The organism is Streptomyces sp. 3211.6 (assembly GCF_003634815.1).
In the GTDB taxonomy this organism is placed as follows: Bacteria; Actinomycetota; Actinomycetes; order Streptomycetales; family Streptomycetaceae; genus Streptomyces; species Streptomyces katrae_A.
In genome coordinates this window covers 6,903,861-6,924,484 of the sequence record NZ_RBXC01000001.1, presented here as the reverse complement: position 1 = coordinate 6,924,484, position 20,624 = coordinate 6,903,861, and the positions used below count along the sequence as shown (strand labels likewise).

25 protein-coding genes are annotated in these 20,624 nt (G+C 69.9%); 21 read left to right on the top strand and 4 right to left on the bottom strand.

What is annotated here, in order from left to right:
* Window position 1: 1 nt before the first annotated feature.
* Entirely contained in the window at window positions 2–448 is a 447-nt protein-coding gene (locus BX286_RS31815; RefSeq protein ID WP_121017139.1) for an NUDIX domain-containing protein, read from the bottom strand.
* 168 nt (window positions 449–616) lie between these two features.
* Between BX286_RS31815 and BX286_RS31810 the strand changes: the two genes are divergently transcribed.
* Entirely contained in the window at window positions 617–1,396 is a 780-nt protein-coding gene (locus BX286_RS31810; RefSeq protein ID WP_121017137.1) for a TauD/TfdA family dioxygenase, read from the top strand.
* Between the two features lie 88 nt (window positions 1,397–1,484).
* Here BX286_RS31810 and BX286_RS31805 read toward each other — a convergent pair whose 3' ends face one another.
* Together BX286_RS31805 and BX286_RS36180 are read right to left on the bottom strand one after the other, a co-directional pair.
* Window positions 1,485–1,976 (bottom strand): TrmO family methyltransferase, encoded by a 492-nt coding sequence (locus BX286_RS31805; protein ID WP_121017136.1) that lies wholly within the window; start codon window positions 1,974–1,976, stop codon window positions 1,485–1,487.
* 63 nt (window positions 1,977–2,039) lie between these two features.
* Window positions 2,040–3,422, bottom strand: a complete 1,383-nt coding sequence (locus BX286_RS36180) for a Tat pathway signal protein (protein ID WP_148710314.1) — start codon at window positions 3,420–3,422, stop codon at window positions 2,040–2,042.
* A gap of 216 nt (window positions 3,423–3,638) precedes the next feature.
* Between BX286_RS36180 and BX286_RS31790 the strand changes: the two genes are divergently transcribed.
* The 15 genes from BX286_RS31790 to BX286_RS31720 all read left to right on the top strand — a co-directional run bounded on the left by BX286_RS31790 (window position 3,639) and on the right by BX286_RS31720 (window position 13,566).
* Entirely contained in the window at window positions 3,639–4,019 is a 381-nt protein-coding gene (locus BX286_RS31790; RefSeq protein WP_121017133.1) for a hypothetical protein, read from the top strand.
* On the top strand, window positions 4,016–4,534 hold the full coding sequence (locus BX286_RS31785) for a hypothetical protein (RefSeq protein ID WP_121017131.1): 519 nt from the start codon (window positions 4,016–4,018) through the stop codon (window positions 4,532–4,534). The genes BX286_RS31790 and BX286_RS31785 overlap by 4 nt, the downstream gene beginning before the upstream one ends.
* A 60-nt stretch (window positions 4,535–4,594) precedes the next feature.
* Complete coding sequence (locus tag BX286_RS31780; protein ID WP_121017130.1) at window positions 4,595–5,005, top strand: hypothetical protein; 411 nt, start codon at window positions 4,595–4,597, stop codon at window positions 5,003–5,005.
* 86 nt (window positions 5,006–5,091) lie between these two features.
* Window positions 5,092–5,283, top strand: a complete 192-nt coding sequence (locus tag BX286_RS31775; protein WP_121017129.1) for a DUF5999 family protein — start codon at window positions 5,092–5,094, stop codon at window positions 5,281–5,283.
* A complete protein-coding gene (locus BX286_RS31770; RefSeq protein ID WP_121017128.1) occupies window positions 5,280–5,840 on the top strand; it encodes a DUF6624 domain-containing protein in 561 nt (186 codons plus the stop codon). Before BX286_RS31775 ends, BX286_RS31770 begins: the two co-directional genes overlap by 4 nt.
* A 60-nt stretch (window positions 5,841–5,900) precedes the next feature.
* Entirely contained in the window at window positions 5,901–6,470 is a 570-nt protein-coding gene (locus BX286_RS31765; RefSeq protein ID WP_121017127.1) for a hypothetical protein, read from the top strand.
* A gap of 17 nt (window positions 6,471–6,487) precedes the next feature.
* Window positions 6,488–6,760 (top strand): hypothetical protein, encoded by a 273-nt coding sequence (locus tag BX286_RS31760; protein WP_148710313.1) that lies wholly within the window; start codon window positions 6,488–6,490, stop codon window positions 6,758–6,760.
* Complete coding sequence (locus BX286_RS31755; protein WP_148710312.1) at window positions 6,754–7,806, top strand: hypothetical protein; 1,053 nt, start codon at window positions 6,754–6,756, stop codon at window positions 7,804–7,806. The genes BX286_RS31760 and BX286_RS31755 overlap by 7 nt, the downstream gene beginning before the upstream one ends.
* A gap of 217 nt (window positions 7,807–8,023) precedes the next feature.
* Complete coding sequence (locus tag BX286_RS31750) at window positions 8,024–8,437, top strand: hypothetical protein (RefSeq protein WP_121017123.1); 414 nt, start codon at window positions 8,024–8,026, stop codon at window positions 8,435–8,437.
* Window positions 8,438–8,622: 185 nt separating this feature from the next.
* Window positions 8,623–9,207, top strand: coding sequence for a hypothetical protein (locus BX286_RS31745; RefSeq protein ID WP_148710311.1), 585 nt, complete (start codon window positions 8,623–8,625; stop codon window positions 9,205–9,207).
* Between the two features lie 110 nt (window positions 9,208–9,317).
* The gene (locus tag BX286_RS31740; protein ID WP_187344235.1) at window positions 9,318–9,803 is read left to right on the top strand and encodes a GntR family transcriptional regulator; all 486 of its coding nucleotides are present in this window, start codon (window positions 9,318–9,320) and stop codon (window positions 9,801–9,803) included.
* Window positions 9,800–10,300: a hypothetical protein gene (locus BX286_RS31735; RefSeq protein ID WP_121017119.1), complete on the top strand. Its 501-nt coding sequence runs from the start codon at window positions 9,800–9,802 to the stop codon at window positions 10,298–10,300. Before BX286_RS31740 ends, BX286_RS31735 begins: the two co-directional genes overlap by 4 nt.
* On the top strand, window positions 10,293–12,062 hold the full coding sequence (locus tag BX286_RS31730) for a Scr1 family TA system antitoxin-like transcriptional regulator (RefSeq protein WP_121017117.1): 1,770 nt from the start codon (window positions 10,293–10,295) through the stop codon (window positions 12,060–12,062). The genes BX286_RS31735 and BX286_RS31730 overlap by 8 nt, the downstream gene beginning before the upstream one ends.
* Window positions 12,063–12,300: 238 nt before the next feature.
* Window positions 12,301–12,951, top strand: a complete 651-nt coding sequence (locus BX286_RS31725; RefSeq protein ID WP_148710309.1) for a hypothetical protein — start codon at window positions 12,301–12,303, stop codon at window positions 12,949–12,951.
* 84 nt (window positions 12,952–13,035) lie between these two features.
* Window positions 13,036–13,566, top strand: coding sequence for a helix-turn-helix transcriptional regulator (locus BX286_RS31720; protein WP_121017114.1), 531 nt, complete (start codon window positions 13,036–13,038; stop codon window positions 13,564–13,566).
* A 110-nt stretch (window positions 13,567–13,676) separates the two neighbouring features.
* Here the strand turns inward: BX286_RS31720 and BX286_RS31715 are convergent, their stop codons facing one another.
* Window positions 13,677–15,137, bottom strand: coding sequence for a peptide deformylase (locus BX286_RS31715; protein ID WP_121017112.1), 1,461 nt, complete (start codon window positions 15,135–15,137; stop codon window positions 13,677–13,679).
* Between the two features lie 360 nt (window positions 15,138–15,497).
* Between BX286_RS31715 and BX286_RS31710 the strand changes: the two genes are divergently transcribed.
* From BX286_RS31710 to BX286_RS31690, 5 genes are all read left to right on the top strand, one after another.
* Window positions 15,498–16,745, top strand: coding sequence for a hypothetical protein (locus BX286_RS31710; RefSeq protein ID WP_121017111.1), 1,248 nt, complete (start codon window positions 15,498–15,500; stop codon window positions 16,743–16,745).
* A gap of 96 nt (window positions 16,746–16,841) precedes the next feature.
* Window positions 16,842–17,573 carry an HAD family phosphatase gene (locus tag BX286_RS31705; RefSeq protein WP_121017109.1) on the top strand — a complete coding sequence of 244 codons (732 nt, stop codon included), beginning with the start codon at window positions 16,842–16,844 and terminating at the stop codon, window positions 17,571–17,573.
* Between the two features lie 250 nt (window positions 17,574–17,823).
* Window positions 17,824–18,414 carry an HAD-IA family hydrolase gene (locus tag BX286_RS31700; protein WP_121017107.1) on the top strand — a complete coding sequence of 197 codons (591 nt, stop codon included), beginning with the start codon at window positions 17,824–17,826 and terminating at the stop codon, window positions 18,412–18,414.
* Window positions 18,411–19,397, top strand: a complete 987-nt coding sequence (locus BX286_RS31695) for a glycosyltransferase family 2 protein (RefSeq protein WP_187344234.1) — start codon at window positions 18,411–18,413, stop codon at window positions 19,395–19,397. Before BX286_RS31700 ends, BX286_RS31695 begins: the two co-directional genes overlap by 4 nt.
* Complete coding sequence (locus BX286_RS31690) at window positions 19,306–20,619, top strand: hypothetical protein (protein ID WP_187344233.1); 1,314 nt, start codon at window positions 19,306–19,308, stop codon at window positions 20,617–20,619. The genes BX286_RS31695 and BX286_RS31690 overlap by 92 nt, the downstream gene beginning before the upstream one ends.
* Window positions 20,620–20,624 lie beyond the last annotated feature (5 nt).

Here is a 20,624-nt window from a genome sequence, read left to right as displayed (position 1 = left end):
CCTACTCGACGGTCTGTTCGTACCAGGCGGCGATAGCTCGCTTGTATCCCTCGGGCATGTTCAGGTCCGGCACTTCACGGCGGTGGAAGAGGCCGAGCTGTTTGTGCTCGTGGCTCAGGACCGGCTTCTGGTCGGGGGTCTGGACGATACAGCCGTAGGTGAGGATCAGCACTCGGCGGTCGGGGATCGGCTCGTAGATCCACGTGCCGGCCTCCAACTGCGGCCCCACCGTGACGCGCCAGCCGGTCTCCTCCAGGAGCTCTCGCTCCAAGGTCTCCGCGGGGCTGCTGTCCGGAGCCGCGGATCCGCCTCCTGCCGGTCCGATCTCCAGCCTGCCGCCGGGCAGTTCCCACTCATCGCGCTCGTTGCGCAGGAGAAGGACCCGCAGTTCGCGGTCGAGGGCGACGCCCTTGACGGAAACGGGCCACAGCGACGGTTTGTAGTGCATGACTCATCCCCACGGCGATCTGGGCGTTCGGCCGTTCGGACCGTAGCAGCCATCGCGCGTCCGGACGTCGGGCTGAGCGGATTGTCCGAGTCGACAAATTGTCGCTTTACCAGCGGCCGCACGTGTCCGCAGCCTGAGACCTCCGCCCATCACGTGAGGAGCCAGTCAATGTCGACCATGTCGCTCACCCGCTACGGACTGCCCCGTCCCGAGCCGTTCGGTTTGCCCAACGCGCCGACAGTGGCGGAGGCAGTGGCGGCGACGGGCATGGCGCTGGTCTCCGGTCTGACCACCCGGACCCGCGTTCTGGACTTCGCAGCTCGGCTCATGGTGGTGGAACCGCACCGCGACAGTGACTCGGACGGGCTGACGACCTTGCGGAACATCGGAGCCCGCGCACGGCAGCCCGGACTCGGCGGCTTCGGAACGAGTGAGCTGCTTCCTCACACCGAGCGGTCCGGCATCCCCACGCCCCCGCGGCTCATGCTCCTGGTCTGTCAGCAACCGGCGGCCTCCGGCGGAGCGGTGCTGCTGAGCGACGGGCAGGCCGTACATGCGCGCCTGGCCGCCAAGGCTCCGGACGCCGTTGAAGCGATGTCCCGACCGAGAACGGCGTTCTACGGCGACGGGAGCGGGCATCCGTCGTCGATCTTCACCCCGCATACGGAAGGGCGCGTTATCCTGCGTTTCCGCCAGGACGTCCTTGCGCAGTTCAGCCCGCTCGTCGAGCCGTTCCTGCCCGCCCTGCGGCAGGCCATCGAGGCCGTCCAGCACCGGTTCGAGCTGCGGGCCGGGGACGGCTACGTGATCGACAACGAGCGCTTCCTCCACGCCCGAGCAGGGTTCGAGGGCAACCGGATCTGTCTCCGAGCGCTCGGCAGCCCGCGCAGACCCATGCTGCGCGGCTTCGCCACCGTACTCCCGACCAGCCGGCCGGGGAGGGCGTGATGGTGCCGACGCCCTCCCCGTCCTGGCCGGCCACCTGTACGGCGATCTGGCGGGGCAGCGGTGGGACACGAGGGCTGCCGTGCAGCTGCTACGAGGGGCGGTCGGTGTGGTCGTCCCAGTAGTGGGTGAGCATCTCGCCAGGCCAGGCCGGGACAGTGACCAGGCCCCGCGGGCCCATCTGTGGGAAGTACGGGGCGAGGTCGATTACCGGGGTGCCGTCTACGGCGTCGAGGTCGGTGACGTGCAGGTCCAGTCCGTCCACTCCCAGCAGGCGGGGGAAGGATGTGGCGAGCTGCGCCGGACGCCGGTGGTTGCGGTGGACGAACGTTCCGGTCGCGGGCCAGCGCGGGTTACCTCGGGGGCTGCGGGCGTGAAGTTCCACGTCGCTAGGCGAGGCCAGAGTGAACGGCCACGTGACCACAAGGTGAGAGAACTCCTCGATACCTTGGAGGACTTCTTCGGGAAAGTCGGCGTTGAGGCGGATGATGGCCTTGGTGCCGCCCTGGTAGTCGTCCAGGGGCGTGGTGTGGCCGCCGATGACCGTGGCGACGGGCGTGTAGGTGAAGGTCTGCTCGGACACGAGGTCCCCCTGATCGGTCCGGCCGGAGTACGGCTCCGGCGGCTTGGTGCCGTGGCGGCCGGATCAGACTACGTGGGCGAGGAACTCGCGGGCCCGCTGGTCGAGGTCGGCGGCGGTACTGCCGCCCCGGCCCTTGACCGGGGAGAGGGAGCGGCGCATCTGGACCACGGTGTCCCGGGCGCGGCCGGAGCGGATGCCGGCCATCGCGTCCAGGGCCCGATTCCAGGTTCCGCAGGCGTCGTCGAGGTGGCCCTGTCCGACTTGGACCTGACCCAGGTATCCCAACGTGACGGAGAAGGTCCGGGCGTAGGGAAGGCCGCGGGTTCGGACGCTGTGGCGGAAGGCGGTTTCGGCGCCTTTGAGGTCGCCCAGGTCTCGCAGGGTGCAAGCGCTCTCGTGGGCCAGGGATGCTTCACCGAAGAACCCGACCCGGTCGGGCTCCTCGATCCCGGGACCCGCGGCGGCCAGGTCGGTGCTCGCGCGGGTCAGCGCGGTCAGTGCCTCCTTCTTCTGGCCGCTGATGGCCAGGGCCCGTGCGTGGACCACACCCAGGAGGGCACGCTCGCGAGGGGTGGCGAGTTTGTAGCGGCGCTCGGCCATGGATCCCTCAGCGAGTTCCAGCGCCCTTCGGGGATGACCAAGGTCGACGGCCTGGTGTGCGGCGGCCCGCAAGATGTGTCCGGCCAGGGCGGGTGCGTCGGCTTCGGCGGCCAAGCGCAGGGCGACGCCGAATTGTCGCTGGGCCACTGCGTGCTCGCCGATGTCGAAGCTGGTCCATCCGGCGAGGTAGACCAGCTCGGCGGCTGCGGTGAGCAAGTCGCGGCGCACGTGCTCGGAGGGGAATCGGGCGGCGAGGTAGGCGGCAGCGTCCGTGCGCAGGTAGGCGGCGAGTGCGGTGCGCCCGGCGCCGCCGCCGAGCCGCTGGTCCTGACCAGAGTAGAAGCGTCCGGCGTCCCGTACGGCGGCTACGTGGCCGACTGTGACGGTCAGACGGGTCCGGGGTGGCTGGGTGCGGGCGCTGTCGCGGGTCTCCTCCCACCAGGCGGGCGGGGGCAGGGCCGCACCCGCCGCCGAGTACGCGGTGGCGGTCAGCGCGGTGCGCCGGTTCATCGTCATGCTGTCCCCGAAATCTGCCAGTGCGGTGGCCGTGTCGATGTCCCATGCCGGCCGGGTGTCCTCCTCGTCGGCAGGCGGAGTGAGTCCGATGTGTGCCGGGGTGACGGTGCGGCTCAGGCGGCGCGAGAGCGTCTCGCACAAGATAAGGGCCGTTCGTGGTTCGGGGCGCGTGCCGTTGACCCACATCGTCACGTGCGACTGGCGCACGGCGGCGAGTTCGCTGGCTCCCGTCTCGGTTGCCACCCGCGCGACTGCAGCGGCCAGCTGCCTTTGAGACCAGGCGGTTTCCGCGATCACCGAGGCCAGCAGCCTGTTTCGTTCACGGGCCACGGTGACCCCCTTCACTCCGAAATGATCTTTGTTGGGTTTGTTCGGGTTGGTCAGCACCGGGCCCTGCCCTGGCAGCCCGGCTCACGGTTTGCTTTCTGCAACCCACCGTATTGCCCAACTCCCTTGAGGGGGTGGGAATCCGGACGGGCATTCCACCATCAGGGCCGATCGCAAGCCACATCCCGGCCGCCGTCCGTTTCCCCGCGAGAAGTTCACGTGATCGAGCTGACCAGCCTCGTCCTGGCGCTGTCGCCGACCGTGGGCACGGCGTGCGTTGCGGGTGCCATCCTCGGCCGGGTGAGACGCAGGGCGGCTACCCGAGGCCGGAATGAGGCGTACGCCGAGGCCGCGCAGCGACTCGCGGCCCGGGATGAGGAAGCCCTCCACACCGCCCCTGTGCGCCTGCTCGCGATGGCGGCTGGACCCCGCCCTGTCACCGAGAGCAGCGCGGGCACACTTCTGCATCCGCAGTTGGCGGGAACGGCGTTCGCCGAGACTCAGCGGGTCGTGCTGCGGCAGGTTGCCGCCCTCCTTAACGCCGCTGAGCAGCCGATCCACGCGACCGCGACACCGGCGACGAAGGGAGGGACGCTGTGACTTCGCTTCGAACCTCCCACTGGCCGCCGATCAGCAGGAACGTCGCGGGCCTTCTGACTGCCTACGAAGAGGTGCTTGACTGGCCGCTGATCGTGGGGAGCGACATCGTCTCCGCCCGCCGAGCCATCGCCCTGATGCGCGAGGCTCCGGGCCTCGGGCTGCAGACGACCTGCTCCGCATTCGATGCCGTCATCGTGCCGGCAAGCCTCGGCTCGGATCTTCTCGTTCTGGCCGACCGCCGCGAACAGAGCCTCCCCCCCATCCCCTCCCTTGCGTACGGGAGCGGCGAAAAGGTGCTGCTCGTTGCTCCTGGGACCGCGGCCTCTCTGGTGGGGGTGGCTGGCGTCCAGTGTGAGTCCGGCCCGGGCGGCCGCATCGCACTCCCGCCGTCGGGGGGAGCGCGCTGGGACACCTGGCCGTGGACGCCCGCCGAGCCCAAGTCGGTCACCTTCAGCGACGGCGCCGCCCTCATGCCGCTCCTACGGACCGCCATGGCCAGCACGCCCTCCTTATAGCCCCCTATCCCCAGCACGCGCGGGCCCGACCCGTCCGTGCCGTCCCGCCGAGGAGTCGCCGTGCCCGTTGCCGCCCCCGCACCGCCGAGTCCGCCGCAGGACTTCCGCCTCTTCATCAGCAGTCTTGCCCTCGCCCGGGAACTGACCGCCGTATCCGAAGCCCCCCGCACCTGGGACGTCTTGGATTTGGCGACCGGACCCTCGGCTCCCCCGGCCCACCTGGTTCCGCCGCTGATCACGGAGTTACAGGAGGTTCTGCGGACGCTCGTGAGGTGCTCGGCCCGGCTGCTGGTGATCCACCGCAAGGCCGTGGAGTCGGGGCAGGCGGAGGAATCGGCGATGGAGGACGCCCTCGTTCGGGCGCAGCAGCTGCTCAGCACGGGCGGATCTGCCGGATCCGAGCTGGGGTATCTCCGCCTCCTCGCCGCAACCGCAGAGGCAGTCTTGGACCTTGCCGGCGATACGCCGTGAGGACCGTTCTCATGCACCTGCCCGTTGCTGCTGTTCACCCGGGTGCCTGCGGCAGTCGTCGAGGGCCCTTCGACCGAGGAGTTTCCATGTGTCAGCACAAGCCGCCCTGCCCGCCCAGTACCGCCTCCGACGCCCAGCAGGCGCGGTGTGTGGCCAGCCACCCGGAACAGGGCTGGTCCCTGCTCTGCAACGGCGTACTGGCGTTCGAGGACACTGGGGCCCTCACCCCCGACGGCGGCGTTCGCGACCCGCACCGGATGTCGGTGAAGGCGGCATGAGCCTGACCACCGCGACGCCGACAGCCCCCCTCGGCACGTCGGCAGAGGTCACGATGCCGCCGCTGCCGGAGGTGCTGCTCGCGCAGGCGGCACGCGATGAGGCCCTGACCCTGTGGGCGTCCAGCCTCCCGGGTGCATCGAACCGCCGCCTGGAGGTAGCCGCCGTCCGCGCGGGGCACGAACGCGAGCTGATGCGCATCGTGGATCGCCATGGCTGGCCGACCGTGGACCTCGTCGGCGCGAAGGCTTCCGCAGCCGCGCTGCGGATCCTGCTCCACGGCACGGACCTCGCCTTCCTGCTGCGCTGCCGGGACCTGATCAAGACCGCCGCCGAGGAGGAGGGGTCGTGCTCCCTGATCCACCTGGCCTACGTCGTCGACTGGTGCCTGGTCCGCCTCGCCCAGCCGCAGCTCTACGGCACCGCCTTCAACCCCGCCTTCGGCCGGCCGTATCCCATCGCGGACCTGGAAACCCTGGATGAGCGGCGCAACGAGATGTGTCTGCCGCCGCTGGCCGAGGAGATAGCCCTCCACCGGGCCCGCCGCCTGGCCTCCTGACCGTCTTCCTCCCGTACGCCCGCTCGCTGTGCCGTCCCCCTGTTCCCTGATTGGATCTCGATGCGTTCCGAAGTCACCGCACCCCGGAGGGGCCTGGTCACCGATGCTCTGTTCGGCAGGCGCCTGGAGCCGCTGCTGGAGGGGTTGCTGGCGCTGCCGGCCTCCCAGGAGACAAGCGCGCTGATCGCTGCGGTATCAAGTCCGCGGTTCACGGGATCCGCCGACGTTCAGGCCCTGGTCACAAGGGGCGAAGCGCACGTCAAGGAGCGGTCGCGCGCCGCGACCTACGCAGTCGTACCGCCCGGTTCGGGCGGGCGCCTCCAGGCCGCGATGGACGCGACGGTCAGCCGGTACTGTGCGGCGGAGCCCTCGCGCCACCAGGACATCGCTCCGTACGCCGGTCACGCCCGGTCCGGCCTGCGCACCGTCCTCGAACTGGCGGAGCACCGGAAGATCCAGATCCTGATTGTCCCGTCCCTGGATCACCTGCCGCCCGACGACCCCCGCGACGAAGGCAACCCCTGGACCCGAACGGGCATCCGAGATCGGTTGGGCGCGCTCGCAGTACGCCTGATCCCGGCAGACCACGACGGTGTCCTCTCCCGCGCCGTCTGGGAGGCCGTGCGGTGAACACCCTCCAATGCCGTATGACAGCGAGCGATCTGGCACGGGCACTGTGCCCGCCCGGGACCGAAGCGCAGGCTGCCTTCGACGGTCGGCCCGCCACCAGGGTCGTCATCGGCACGCACATCAACTTGCGCACGTGGCGGCTGTTCCCGGTGCGCGATCAGACGGCCGTCAACGGCTTGAGGGCGGCCTGCGCTCTGAAGCCCCTTCCGGTCACGCCGACCGACAGCGGCCTGATCTTGCGGTATGCAGCCCAGCATTTCGTTGCCGCTCGTACGGGCATCCCGTGCTGACCCGCGTGGCGGGGCCTGAACCGGAAAGCGCCCCGTTCTTCGTCCGGCCAGCGGACTCCAAGGACCGGCACATGGTGGGCAGCCTGATCATGAGGCATCGGCGTGCCTGTCTGGACCTGGCGTCCTGCCGGGACGCGGGCGTCCTCGCCGACGGCCTGGATGGCGCGGAGCTGGGCCAACCGTCGGGGATCTGGTTGCTGATCGATGCCTCGTCGGACTGGGTCGCGGCTGCCGCCCACGCCGAGGCACGTCTGAACGCTGACGGGGTCGGGCAGCTCCTGGTGCGTGGGCTCGTGACTGATCCTGGGCGCGAGGGCGACTTGCCGTGTGAGCTGATGGCCTCGTGGCTGACCCACTGGGCGTCCGGTCGGCCGGCTGCGGTCCGCGAGGTCGTTTTCCGCGTGGACTGTCCGCTGGCACAGGCCCGAGGTCGCGGCAGGGCTGTGCTTCGGCAGGAGGTGCTGCGTGTTGACGGCCGTGTGCAGCAGATCGATGTTCGCGCGCCGCAAGAGCTTCCCTCGCTGGCCGCGATGGTCTCCACCGAGGCGGAGCTGCCTGGGGGCGCCTCGTTCGAGGTTGTGCCTGCTCGGGTCGCCGATCGCCCGGCCCTCGACAGCTTCCTGCAGCAGACTGGAGACGGCGGCCGACCCGAGGACTACACCCGCGCCAGATCTCAGGCATCAGGCCGACTGCTGCTCACAGGCGGCCGGCTGACCGCTGCCTTCACTGCACGTCGCCATATCCAGGCGGCCGCTCGCGGGTCGGGGGTGGCCGTGGAGAAGCCCGCCTTGCGCTTGGAGCAGCTCCGGATCACGACCGGCAGCCATCAGACGCTGGGCTGGCTCACCGCGTGGGCCGACTCCCATGCCGCGCACTGGCACCTGCGGGTCTTGGAGATGCCAGTCACCGGCCGGCATCTGGTCAGTCCGCTGATGGACCTGGGGTGGGGCGTCGCGCGAATCCGAAGCACTCCTATCGGCCTGGAGTGGGTGATGCAGCGACGACGGAACCCGACCTCGATGTCTCACGGCTCGGGCACCACGTGACTGGGTCGGCTGGCATGAGCTACGTGGCCAGGCTGTTTGTTCCAGTTCTGCGAGCCCTCGCATCCCTGGTGCGAGGCAACCTCCCTGAACTTCCCATGCAACGCCTGCAGTCCCTGGAGGAGACGTGGCGTACAACTACCAAGACCGACACGGGGGGCAGCCCCGACGAGGCCTCGTCGTCCCATTGTGTGACAGCGGCCCGTCCCCGACCGTGACGATGAGCTGGCCGGATCCGTACACGGATGTCTCGGAGTCATGGCTCGCCGCGACCCAGCAGGTGCGCTGCGGTGAAGACTTCCACGCGGTCAGGGTCCCCGCCGGCCCTGCGGCCGCCGCCCACGCCCGCCTGGGACACCAGGGGCCGGTGCTCGCCAGCGCCTACACCGGTGTCTGGTACTGGCTCCTCCCGGTGAAAGCCATCTCCTCGGCCACCTGGAAGGTGGCCGGCAGCCGGGTCATGCCGACCGGGCGCCTCATCTCCATACCGCCCGCTACCGCGCGCACCGGACCGGACGTCCACTGGATCGTGCCGCCCGGGCAAGGCAGGGCCCACGCCGACATGCTCGCCAAGGCTCTGTCCGGCCAGGTGGTCAAGGCCTCCACCAGACGCTTCCACCCCCGCTCTGTGTAGATCATCGGAGACTCACCATGCCCGCTCACCGCGAGGCGCCCCCCGTCCGAGCCCTCCAGCACGACAGTCGCCGCCACGATGTCCTCGCCGTCCAGGCTGCCGGACTCGGAACGGTCCGGTGGCCGTACATCGCGCGGCGCTCCACCGAGCGGACCGTGCGGGCGCGGTTGATGCTTCGGCCGGACATGACCTTGGGCTACGTCGACGAGCGGGCGCAGGACCGGGACAGCGAGGGTGGGCTCTGGGCGCGCATCACCAGCGACCCCAGGGGCGGTGGGGCGGTGCACAACGCCCTGCCTCACTACTACCGCCAGCGTCACCTCATGCGCGATCTGCTCTGCCAGGTCTGCGCGCGAGCGCCGGCACGCAACCAGGAGGGCGACTACCTCTTCGTTCTTCCCGACGGGCCCAAGTCGGGGGCTGCCGTGGATCTGGAGGGCGTCCGGGAGGCGGCACCGCCGGTGTGCCTGGGTAACGCGGAAGACGCGGCTGCCCGATGCCCCCGCTTGACCCGCTGCGTCGCCTTGTGGGTACGGCGGCCTGTGCTCTACGGCGTCTTCGGCATGCAGTACGCACTGGGACCCCGAGGCCTTCAGGCGGTCGGAACCCGGATGGCGGAATACGAGACCCCAGCTCTCGGATGGATGGTGGCGATCCAGATGGTCCGCCAGCTCAACGGCGTCACCGTCGACCGGGACCTCACCGCGCATCTGCGTGACCTCGGCAGGGCCCGGCAGGACGACCGCTGTCCCAGGAACGGAGGCGCGTGACCGCGCCCACGTTGGTGTCCCAGTCCACGACGCAAGCTCCGACTCAGAAGAAGGCACGTTCGATGCACAAGTCCCGGTCCTCCACCTCCTTACCGAGGGAGCAGGCCGCGGTGAACCTGAGAGTCCGCCGCCATCTGGCCGCCAACTCCCGTCCGGGCCAGCTGTTGCCCGGCAAGCCCGCGACGGAGCAGGAGAGTGTGCGGTATCTCGCGCACCTCCTGTCCCTGAGCAACGAGCACGTCCAGGCCGCGCTGCGCTGGCTCGATGGCCGAGGCGACGTCGCCCTCATTCCCAACCGAGGCGTCCTCGTTCTGGGCCCCGAGCAGCCGCACCCCGACGACACGGGCATCACGGGCCTGATCCGGCGGCGCATCGAAGCCGGCGTGTACCGGCCCGGGCAGCCCCTGGCGCTGGAGCTGCTCGCGCTGCGCTTCCGCGTGCCCTCCCACCAGGTACGGCGCGCGTGCCGACCGCTGATCCGCGCCAGCCTCCTGCACAGTCGGCCCCACGGGCCCTACGGGCCGGGAATCTACGTCCGCACCACGCGGACCGCCCCGAGCATCACCGCGCCGCAGGCCGTGACGGAGGCCCGGTGACGACCCCACTGACCAGCGGCGCAGCGTGGCTCGCGAAGGTCGTCGCCTACCCCCGTCGCACGCCCCGTCGCAGTCCCTGGCCGCCGGACGGCAAGCCGGTCCCCATCCCCATCGGCCCGCTCTTCCACGTCGTGCGGGTACCGGCCGGCAGTGCGGCCCGAGCCATCGGCTATCTCGAGGCGCGGTCCATTGCGACCGGTCCGGTCCTGTCCCAGCCGCACGTCTGGTCGTTCCTGGTTCCGACCTCACTCGTGGACGGGCGCGACATCCCCGGCGGAGTCCTGCTGACCGGCCGCGACAGGACGGAAGCGCTGATGTGCCCCCAGCCGGGCCGGCCCGCCTCGAAGGACCGGTACTGGAAGGCCGCGCCGGACGGCAGCGGGCGGCTGATGGATCCTCCCGCCCTGGCCGAGGCCATCGCGAACACCTTCGCCGTCGGCGACATCGGCAGCGAACCCGGGCACCTCGCCCCGCACGAAGGAGCTGCTCATGGCTGACCTCCCTACCGGCGATTCTTCCCCGCAGCGGGTAACCACAGTGCCCGGACCGCTGCGGCGGCCCGCGCCCGCCCGCGTCTACGACTTCCTGGCGGGCGGACGCAACTCCTACCCCCACGACCAGCAGGTCGCCCGCAGCCTGCTGGAGCGGGCCCTCTGGCTGAGGAACGCGGCGGAGACCAACACCAGCCACCTGGAGAGCGCCTGCCTGGTTCTCGGCGGGGAACTGGGCATCGGGCAGTTCATCGACCTCGGATGCGGATACCCGGCGGAGCGCAGGATCAAGGGCGCCGGCGCGGCGACCGCATACAACATCGTCCGCTCGGTCCGCGAGGACGTCCGGGTCGTCTACGCCGACAGCGACCCCATCGTGTTCGGGTATGCGAAGGCCCTGCTGGCCGAACCGGAGGGAACCCTGGCCGTGCGCGCCGATGCCCGGGACATCCCCGCGCTTCTGGACGGCGTCGTTGACCTCCTGGACCTGAGCCGGCCCATCGCGGTGCTCCTCCACGAGGTCCTGCCGTGGATCGACGACGATGAAGCGGCCGCCGTTATGCGCTCCCTCCACGACCTCTTGCCGGCCGGAAGCGCCGTATCGGTAACCCACGCCACCCCGGACGAGGCGCCGGAGTCGATGACCGCCGTGATCGACCTGTACAAGGAAGCCGGCATCGCCTTCCGGCCGCGGACGCTCGACCACTTCCGCGAGCTCCTGGGGCCGTGGAGTCTCCTGCCCCCCGGTGTCCGGCCGACCGGCCTGTGGGGCGCCGAGTACACGCAGAGGCCCCGCAGCCGACCGACCGTCGTACCCACGGAGCAGGGTTCGGGCTCGCACGCCTACGCCGCGGTCACCGCCGCCAAGACGAAGCCTTCGCCTCCCGTCACCGTCGGCGTCCTCCTGGGCCAGGAGCCGGACCGTTCCCCCGGCCGGCTGCTGGCCGGCGCGTACCTGCGCGCCCTACGTGAAGCCGGCGGCATCTCACGGGGGGACCTGGCCCGCGACCTGGTCACCACGCCGCTCGCCGTGGAGTGCTGGGAAGCCGGCAGCACCCGCCTGGCCACCTCCACCCGGCTCCGCAGGCTCCTTGACCAACTGGGCCTGCACGAACGGACACACCAGGCAGCGGTGGAACACCTGCTGCACGATTCGGAAGGAATCCAGGAGATCTTCTCCGACACCCTTCCGGGGAACTTCGACCGGGCCTGGTCCGCGCAGCATGCCGCGACCCGCATCAGAGCCTTCGCACTCGACCGGATCCCCGACCCCTTCCAGACCCTCGCGTACGCGGCGCTGGTCCCGATCACCGACATCGCTGATCCCGTCGGATCGCCCTCCGGCCCGATGCCGCCCGTCACGGTGCCCCGCGCCGAGGACAGCCACGGCTGCACCTGGGACCTCATCCTCGATGAAGCCGCCCTGGACCGAGGCCGAGGAAACCCCCAGGTCGTCGCCGACCAGCTCGGCTACCTCCTCCACCTCGACACCCTTGCCCACATCACCGTCCGGGTGCTCGCGCTGGACAGCCCCTTCGCCATGCCCGTCAGCGACCTCACCGAGTACACGCTGGCCCCGTCCTCAACCCTGTGGCGGGAGAACGCCTTCACCTACACCGGGCTTGAGCGAGGAGAACGGCGCCGGCTGATGCTGGACCGGGCGATGGAGCACGCCAAGCCGCCGGGGGAAAGCCGCGCCTTCCTGGATGCAGCCCGCGCACGGCTGCTGGCCGGAGTCAAGCCCCGGTGGGCCCACGGAGCGTCATGAAGCGCCCCTGCGGGGAGCAGGTGCCACCGCCGGATACCCGGCGGGAGATACGACCTCGCCCTACCGCGTTGCCGCAGTGACCGCGGCCGCGCTCAGTTCGCCCCATCCGACAGCTTCGGGATCCATCGAGGTACCCATGCCGCACAACGGTCCGTCACCAGGCTCTGACGCCCCCGGGAGCACCAACGACACCGGCCCGGCCGCCGACCTGCCCTTCGCCCCGCCCTACATCCGATACGTGGCGCAGCGCTTCGCTGAAGCCACGGGCGTCGCCCCAACGCTTGAGAAGCCCCACCGTGGCCGGATCCAGTTACGCCACAAAGTCGGCAGCTGGGAACTCCTGCTGGTCTGGTCACGCAAGCGCAGCGGCGGGTGGACGACGCAATGGCAGCCGACCCTGACCCACAACGGTGAGCGGCGCCCTCTTTTCGCGGGCCTTACGTCCTACACCACTGCGGTATCCGCTCTACCCTCCTGCCCGCCGACGGTCGAGGTCGTTCAGGCGGCAACGGAGATCCCCGACACGGTCCGCGCCCAGCGGGACCGGGAGATCGCCGCGGACAGCGCGCACGAGTGGGTCATCCGGGCCGGCCGGGTGGGGAATCGGTGGGTCGTGGCCAGCGTGGGCCAGGAGATCATCGCGCACTGGTACTTCGTCGAACGCGACGGGCAGTGGCTTCGGGATCCCTTGGACCCGCTGGCGCTATGGGACGACGTCGGTGAATGCACCACGGAGCTCATGCCGCTGCTCCGGAGGCAGTTCGCACAACCGACCGACGGCACCTCTCGAGAACTGCTGTCCGGGTGGCGAGCCACCCGCGCTCCGACCCCTGCTCCCACGTTGTCCCCTGTACCGGGATCCAGCGTGAACGTCCGGCTCCGGCTCTGAGCACCACAAGACAATGCCGACGCCGACCGGTCACCTGGCCAAGAGCGTTCGCTCTCACCTTCCAACGCGCTGATCGGGACCGATATGACCATCACCCCGCAGCTGTCCGAAGCCGAGCTTCGGGTTGCCCAGTACATCCCCTATGGGTGGTCGAACAGCAGGATCGCCCTGGAACTGCACCTCGGCGAGAACACGATCGCGACGCACGTCCGACGCATCCGTCGGCGATTCGGCGTCGTCGGCGTCTCCCGGGCCGTGCTCGCCGATGTCCTCCTGACAGCAGGCGGGGTCCAGCCGCCGACGAGCTTCTGGCGGATTCCGGCACCCCAGCTGACGTTCGCCGAGCTTTTGCTGCTGGGGGCGATCGCACGGCACACGCGCGTCCGCGACATCGCGCACGCGGCCGGTATCCCCCGCGCCGACGTCCACGGCAACGTCACCGCGCTGACCCGGCGCTCACGCGCGGTCGATCCGGTCCACCTGGTGGGGCTCAGCCACGGCTGGCAACTGCTGCCGCTCACACTGGCCGGCCCACCCGGCCCACCCGCCCAGGCGCCGGACAGAACAGGGTCGTCCAAAGCCATCCCGGCGAGCAACGTGGGGAGCTCCGCGTGACTGGTCCTGGGGGAAGCCTGAAGAACAGCGACGAACGGGCGGCCACAGCCTGCATCGCCGGCTGGATCAAGGTTCCTGCCTTGCCCACGGGCGGCCGTCCCCGCTCAGGCCTACGAGTACGTCCAGTTCTCTCCAGTGCCGCGGTATTCGTCGACCGTGATGGGCTCCGTGTCCGGGTCCATCCGGTCGCGGTACAGCACTCCGTGCAGGTGATCGACCTCGTGCAGCACGAGGCGGGCCAGGCCGTGGTCGAAGCGTGTCAGCCGGGGTGTGCCGTCGAGGTCCGTGTGGGCGATGACGACGCTCAGCGGGCGGGGTACGAGACCGCGGACGTCGAAGTAGCTGAGGCATCCCTCGTACTGGCGGTCCAGTTCCGCGGAGGCCTCGGCGATGGTCGGGTTGAGCAGGATGATGGGCTCGGCGCCTGCGTCTGGTGGAACGACGACGGCGGCGGCTCGTCCGATGTTGATCTGTGGCGCGGCGAGGCCCATGCCTTTCCCGAAGGTGTGCAGGGCGCGCACCCGGGCGATGCCTTCCTTCAGCTTTCGGACGACGGTGTGGGCCTCTTCTGCTTCGGAGGGCAGGTCGAAGGGCTGGGCGGTGCTCGCGAGGAGGGGGTCGCCTTCCTGGACGATGCCGGCCTGGGTCATGAGGGTGCTGGGTGTGGGCACGGGCTCGCTCTCTTCGGGTGTGTCGGTCCTCAGGTTCCACTCGAGACGGAATCGCGTGTGCAGCGGCGGGTCAAGGGTGGTCCAAGTGAAGACGGCCAGCTCTCCTTGCTCGGTCCTTTCCGCCGGGGTGCGCAGGGGCGCGAAGGTCGCGGTCAGCGAGGATTCGGTTCCCCATACGGTGGGCTGGAGTGCGGCGGGGAAGGTGAGGCTGACGCTGAGTTCGCGGGTGGGCAGGCGTACCGCCCTCTGGAACCAGCGGCCCCAGAGGGCTTCGCTGACGCTGTAGGTGTAGGTGATCTCGGTTTCCTGCCCGGGGTACAGGGGGAACCGGGTCCGGGCGTTCGCGAACTCCAGCCAGACCTCTTTGAACGCGTCCCTGTCGTGTTTGACCGTCCACGTCATCGGCTCGTCGCCGCAGTGTGCGGTGAGCTGCAGTTCGTCGAAGGTCAGGGGGCGGCTGCGGTAGAGCTCGTTGGAGCGTTCGGGCTCGCCCGGGTGGCGGTCGACGGCGATGCGCGCCAGGTAGCGGGTGACCGGTTCGGTGCCGGTGTTGTGCAGCCAGCGGCGCATCCGCAGGTGGTAGGTGGTTCCGTCGAAGGTGAGGGCGGCGTCGTCCTCCAGGACGAGGAGGGCCGCGGCCGGGCTGTCCGGCTTCTCGGATCGGGGACTGGTTGCGCTGGGCTCGTCCTGCCAGGCCCGCCACACCGCTCCACCGGCGTCGAGGACGGTGTCGAGCCGGCGGGCGAGCTGGGAGGAGCCGCGCTCACGGCCTCCCTCAAGGTGGCTCACATAAGACGGGTCTACCGAAAGACGGCGGGCCAGAGCGGCCTTCGACAGGCTGCGAATGGTCCTGAACCGCTTGACCTCCGCCGCGAACGACGCCCCCCGCGTGCTCTCCATCAGCCGTCCTCTCAGCCGGAGTTGACACCTGCCATGAGTGAGCGCTGCTCACTGATGCCTCATCCTGCCCGCCGCAGGCCTACTGGTGCCAGGCGGCGGCCGCGGACGCGAGCATCGGCTCCGCGTCCGCCGCCCCTCCACCGCACGGCCGCACTCGCCCTTCGACCTTCGAGACCAGCCCAGTGAGCGGACGGCGATGCAGGAATCCGCCGGACTTCACTTCGGGACGGACCTCTTCCGTACGCAGGCCGCTGAAAAGTTACCTCCATCGCTCTGGCAGGTCCCAACCCCGCGCATCCCGACCGCCCGCGAGTTCGGCCATCCAGACGCGTGGCCGCTCGCTCAAGAGATATGGACCCAATGAGTCCGCAGATACCGGCGCAGCGCCGCAACGAGAAGTTTGCGTGGTGGGTGCAACAAACTGGCCTGAGTTACGCAGAGTTTGCCCGCGAGCTGTGGCTGACCGCGAAGGAGAGCGGGCGTCCCGATCTACGGCCCGACCGCACACGCGTCGGCCACTGGATCAACGACGGACAGGTCCCTCAGGGGCCACTCCCGGAGCTCCTCGCGCAGACAGTCGCCCGACTTCGTGGTTGCGTCGTCAAGCCTTCTGACCTGGGGTTGCCGAGCGCTTCGTCCGTGCCCGTCGGCCTTGGCGCGGTGGATGTCGCCAACACGTTTGCGCGACATGCCACGTCGTCGGAGCTGGCCTCGTCAGACGTCGCCGATCTTGATCTGGCCGTTCACGAACTCACCGCCACCTACCCCACGCGTCCTCCAGGTGAGTTGTGGGAGTCGGCCATGGGGCACCGGCAGAAGGCCCACGTTCTGCTCCACCACCGTCGCCACACCCTGCGTGAAGGCCGGGAGATCGCCCAGCACGCCGGATGGCTGTCGGTGGTCCTCGCCTGGATCGCACACGACACAGGGGATCACGATGCTGTGGCGGCCTTCGCCGCCGACGCGAGTGCCCACGGGCAGCAGGCCGACGCACCCGAAGTAACCGCATGGGCAGAAGACGTTCTGGCCACTGATGCCCTCTACAACGGGAAGCCGTTGGACGCACTCGCCGCCGCAACCCGCGGGTTGGCCATAGCCCCCCGCCAGAGCAAGGCCGTGCACCGGCTCACGGCCCAATTGGCCCGGGTCCACGCTCGCCTGGGCAACGGAGATGGCTATCGCGAAGCTGCGCAGCGTGTCGACGAGTGCCGTCCGGACCTTCCCCCGTCCTGGAGTGGGCTCTTCGGGTTCGACAGCGCGGCAGTCGAGTCGTTCAACGCCTCCTCGTTCCTTTGGCTGGGACATCCGAGGGAGGCTCACGACGCGGCGATAGCCGCCATCGGTCTCTACCGTTCGATGGTCGCGCCGGCGGCTGCGCCCACACGTCTGGCCCTGGCCGAGCTCGATCTGGCTCTGGCCCGTGCCGCCCTGGGCGATTTGGAGGGGGCTGTCCTCACGGGCCGGGAAGCCCTTGCCGGGCCTCGCGTCGTCGACGTCATCCTCGACCGCGCTCACCAACTCCACCTCGACCTGCGCCGGCGATTCCCTGGCCACCGGCTCACCGACGAGCTTCGAGACCAGATCCGAGCTACCCGAAACGCCGCATAACAGTTCGGTCCGCAGCGGTTTTGACTCCGGTGGGCTCATACGCCACGACGCCGTGCTGGCGCGCTGGTCGGCAAAGAAGAAGAGGATGGACAGACGATGCAGCACCCTGCTCAGAGCCGTGTCGCTCCTGGCCCACGATCCGCCGTCGTCTTCGACTGCGACGGTCTCCTGATCACCACGGAACGGGCCTGGGACCTTGCATACGAGTCGTTGTTCACTCGGCACGGCGCCCAGCTCGACCCTGCCGGCCGCAACCGGCTCAGGGGCCTCGGACTCGAAGCGGTCGGGCGGGTCCTGTCCGAGCTGCTGCACCAGGTCCTGCCGGCCGCCGTCCTCGCGAGCCAGGCTCTCGACTTGATGGAAAGCCATCTCGAGGAGGTCATCGCTCCCATGCCCGGCGCGGTCGACTTGGTTGCCGAGCTGTCCGGTACCCGCCCTCTGGCTGTTGCCTCCAATGCCCCCACCGACGTGGTGCGGGCCCACTTGCAGAGGTTCTTCGACCTGGCTGACCTTGTCATCATCGGAGGCGACATGGTCAGATCCCCGAAGCCGCAGCCAGAGATCTATCTCGCTGCCTGCGAGGTACTCGCCTCACCCCCGGCCCAGACATGGGCCCTCGAGGACTCCGCCACCGGAGCCACTGCCGCGTACGCGGCAGGACTGTATGTCGTCGGCGTCCCCCAAAGCTCGGCAGGGATGCTGCCCTGCCACATTGCCGTCAACGCGTTGGACGATCCCCGGCTGCACCGCGCGCTGATCCGCCGCCCAGCCCCGGAGAGCCCTCACACGTCGGACGGCCGCCTGCCTCACAGCGAGGCAACGGACTGAGCTGGCATCACCTGCCTTCAGTGCGCCACAGCCCGCCACGTAGTGCCACACCTTCACGGGCCGCCGCCACAGCGCACCCCCTATCGGTGCCACAGGCCCATGGGGTCTGCTGTGGGGGTGAACAGCCCGCGCGGCACACGCCGCGTGGTTCTCCAGACCGGCGTGCAGCGAAAGCTCCGGAACAGCCAGGCCATCTCGGCCGCACGGGCATCGTCGGCACGTCGAAGGGAGGGTTCAGCCCGTGGTGCAAATGGCTTTGAACACCGTGCTCTGCGACGTGGGGGATGTCCTGATCAGGTTCGACCGGGGTGTCGCCGCGGAGATCGAGCGTCGGCACGGCCTGGCCGGAGGATCGCTCCTGCCCGCCGTCTTGAAGTCCCGGCCAGGCCGCCTGGCCATGGCGGGGGCCATCGACCACGACACGTGGCGAAAGGAGGTGGGTGCGCTGGTGGGGTCCGGAGCGGTCGAAGAGTGGCTCCGTTACCACGGTGACCTCGACACGGACGTCGTCGCGCACCTCAAGACGGTCCGGGACCGCGGACTCCGCATCGTTCTCCTCTCCAACGCCAACGGCCGCTTGCGCGAGGATCTCGCGTTCCACGGTCTGCTGGACGTGGCGGACCTCGTGCTCGGCTCCGCCGAGATGAAGCTGCTGAAGCCCGACCCCAGTTGCTACCGGGAAGCCGCGCGACTGGGGGGCTTCGCCCTGCACAAGGCGCTGTACATCGACGACACCGCGTCGTGGGTGGCCGCCGGGCAGGCCCTGGGCATGACCGGCCACACCTTCACGTCCGCGCAGGCACTCCACGAGTGCCTCATATCGAAGGGACTGCTGCCGTGAGTACCGCTGAGGCCGGACCGCGCGCTCCCGCCGTAAGCATCATCGTGGCCACCGCCCGGGACAGCGGCTGCCGCAGGCTCGTCCAAGCCGTTCGGGACCAGTTCGCCGCCTCCCCGCAGCCGTCCTACGAGATCATCCTCGTACTGGACGGATGCCCCCGCTACACGTGGCTGACCGGCGACGACCCGGACCTGCGCGTCATCGTCCTGCCGCAGCGCCTGGGCATCGCCCGCGCCCGCAACACGGGGGTCAGGGAGAGCCGGGGGGATCTGCTGGCTTTCCTCGACGACGACTGTGTGCCGGCGGACACCTGGCTTTCCGAGCTCCTACGCATGAGCGCCGAGTACCCCGGTTCCACTGCGTTCGGTGGCCGGGTGATCGCCACCGCACCCTCGAACCTCTACAGCCAGCTGAGGGACGGGGTCTACTACTACGAGACCTTCGGCGCCTGGTACACCGGCAGCTCCTCCTCCGAGGACGTCCTCGGAGCCCCGTACGTGAACGGAGGCAACTGCGCCTACCGACGCGAGGCGCTCCTCGGCAGCGGCGGGTTCGATGCCCTGCTGCCCGCGTACAGCGACGTCGAACTCGGCCGGCGCCTGTTTCTGGCCGAACGCGCGGTGCTGAGCCCGCGAATGGCCATCCACCACGACCATCCCAGCGAGTTCCGGCAGTACATGATCCGCTGCTGGCGCAGCGGACGGGCCCGTGCCGTCCTGTGGCGGCACCGCGGCTACCGGCAGGACTCGCCCCTCGCGGTCGGCCGCACCATCGCGGGGAACCTCATGTGGCACAACCCCGTCGACCGGCGTCGCCGGATCACCGCGTCCCCCGTCCGGGTGGTGGCGGTACTGACCTGTCAGGAGATCGTTCATGGCATCGGATACACGTATGCGCTCCTCGGGAGTCTCGTTGGCCGCCGGCGTGCTGGCGACCGCTCTGGTGGCGCGCCGGGCGCGGGAGTGGCGGCAGGTACGGCGTAACCTCGCCCTGCACGCCCCGGCCGTGGCTCAGGCCGGGGCCGACGCCGCGCGGGTGGTGTGCGTCGTGCCGATGTACCAGGAGACCGACCTCGCCGAGGACACCGTCCGCTTCTGGCGCCAGCTCGTGCTGGACAAGAGGGTGGACGCGGTGGTCCTGGTGACCACCGTCAAGGAGTCGGGTCCGCCCGGGCGGACCACTCACGCCCTGCTGGAGGAAGCCCTCGCCGACGAGGGGGATGCGGCCGCCTCGCTCGTGCTGCTGCACTGCCAGGAGGTTTACCCCTACCGTGCGGCCCAGCTCGATCTGGCGGTTGAGTGGGCGCGGGAGCGGTTCAGCGCGGCGGCGGAGACGGAGTCGCTGTGGATCGGGGTGTACAACGCCGACTCTCGGCCGCAGCCGGGGACCTTCGAGGAGCTGCGGAAGGAGATCTCTTCCGCGCCGGAGGTGCGGCTGTTCCAGCAGCTGGTCGACTACGTGGTCCCCGACCGCGAGGGCAGCGGGAAGGTCGCTGCGGGGAACGCCGTGCTGCAGACCTGGTGGACCCTGTCGCACTACGTGTCCCGCAACACAAAGGGACGCTCCGGTGACACGGTGTGGTCGAGGACTTCGCCGTACTCGACATTCGGACACGGCGAGTTCATTCGCAGTGACTTCCTCGACTTCATCGGCGGGTTCCCGCGCTACGCGTACGCCGACGGGCTCCTTCTGGGCTGGGTGGCCCGCCTCGCGGGCGAGCCGATCGGCCTGCTGATGAGCCGCGACATCGCCGAGGTCCCGCGCACCGCCCGCGACCTCGTGCTGCAGCAGACCGCCTGGCTGCGCGGCCTGCTCAATTTCGGCATCACGGTCGAATGGTGCCGCGCCCAGGGCCTGCTGAACCTCTCGGAGCGGGAGGTCCGGCTGCTGCGGGCCCGTCACCTGGCGATTCCCGTGGCCTGGGGGCTGAGCACCGCGGTGGTCGCGGCGGGGATCGCGGCTGAATCCCACCGGGTGATTCGCGGGCGAAGCTCTGCGGCCGGCCTCGCGACGGTGGCAGCATTGGGTGCCTACCCCGTCCTTCCCGGGCTGGTGGCCGCGACGCGTCAGCAGCGCGCGATGGGACTGGGCCGGAGGGTCGCCGGGGTACTGGCATCCTGGCCAGTGGAGGGTCTGGCCTTCTGGCCGGCCTTGCACGGGCACCTGCGGCACGGCCAGCAGGCGCCGGCCAAGACGCCGCGCTAGGCGGC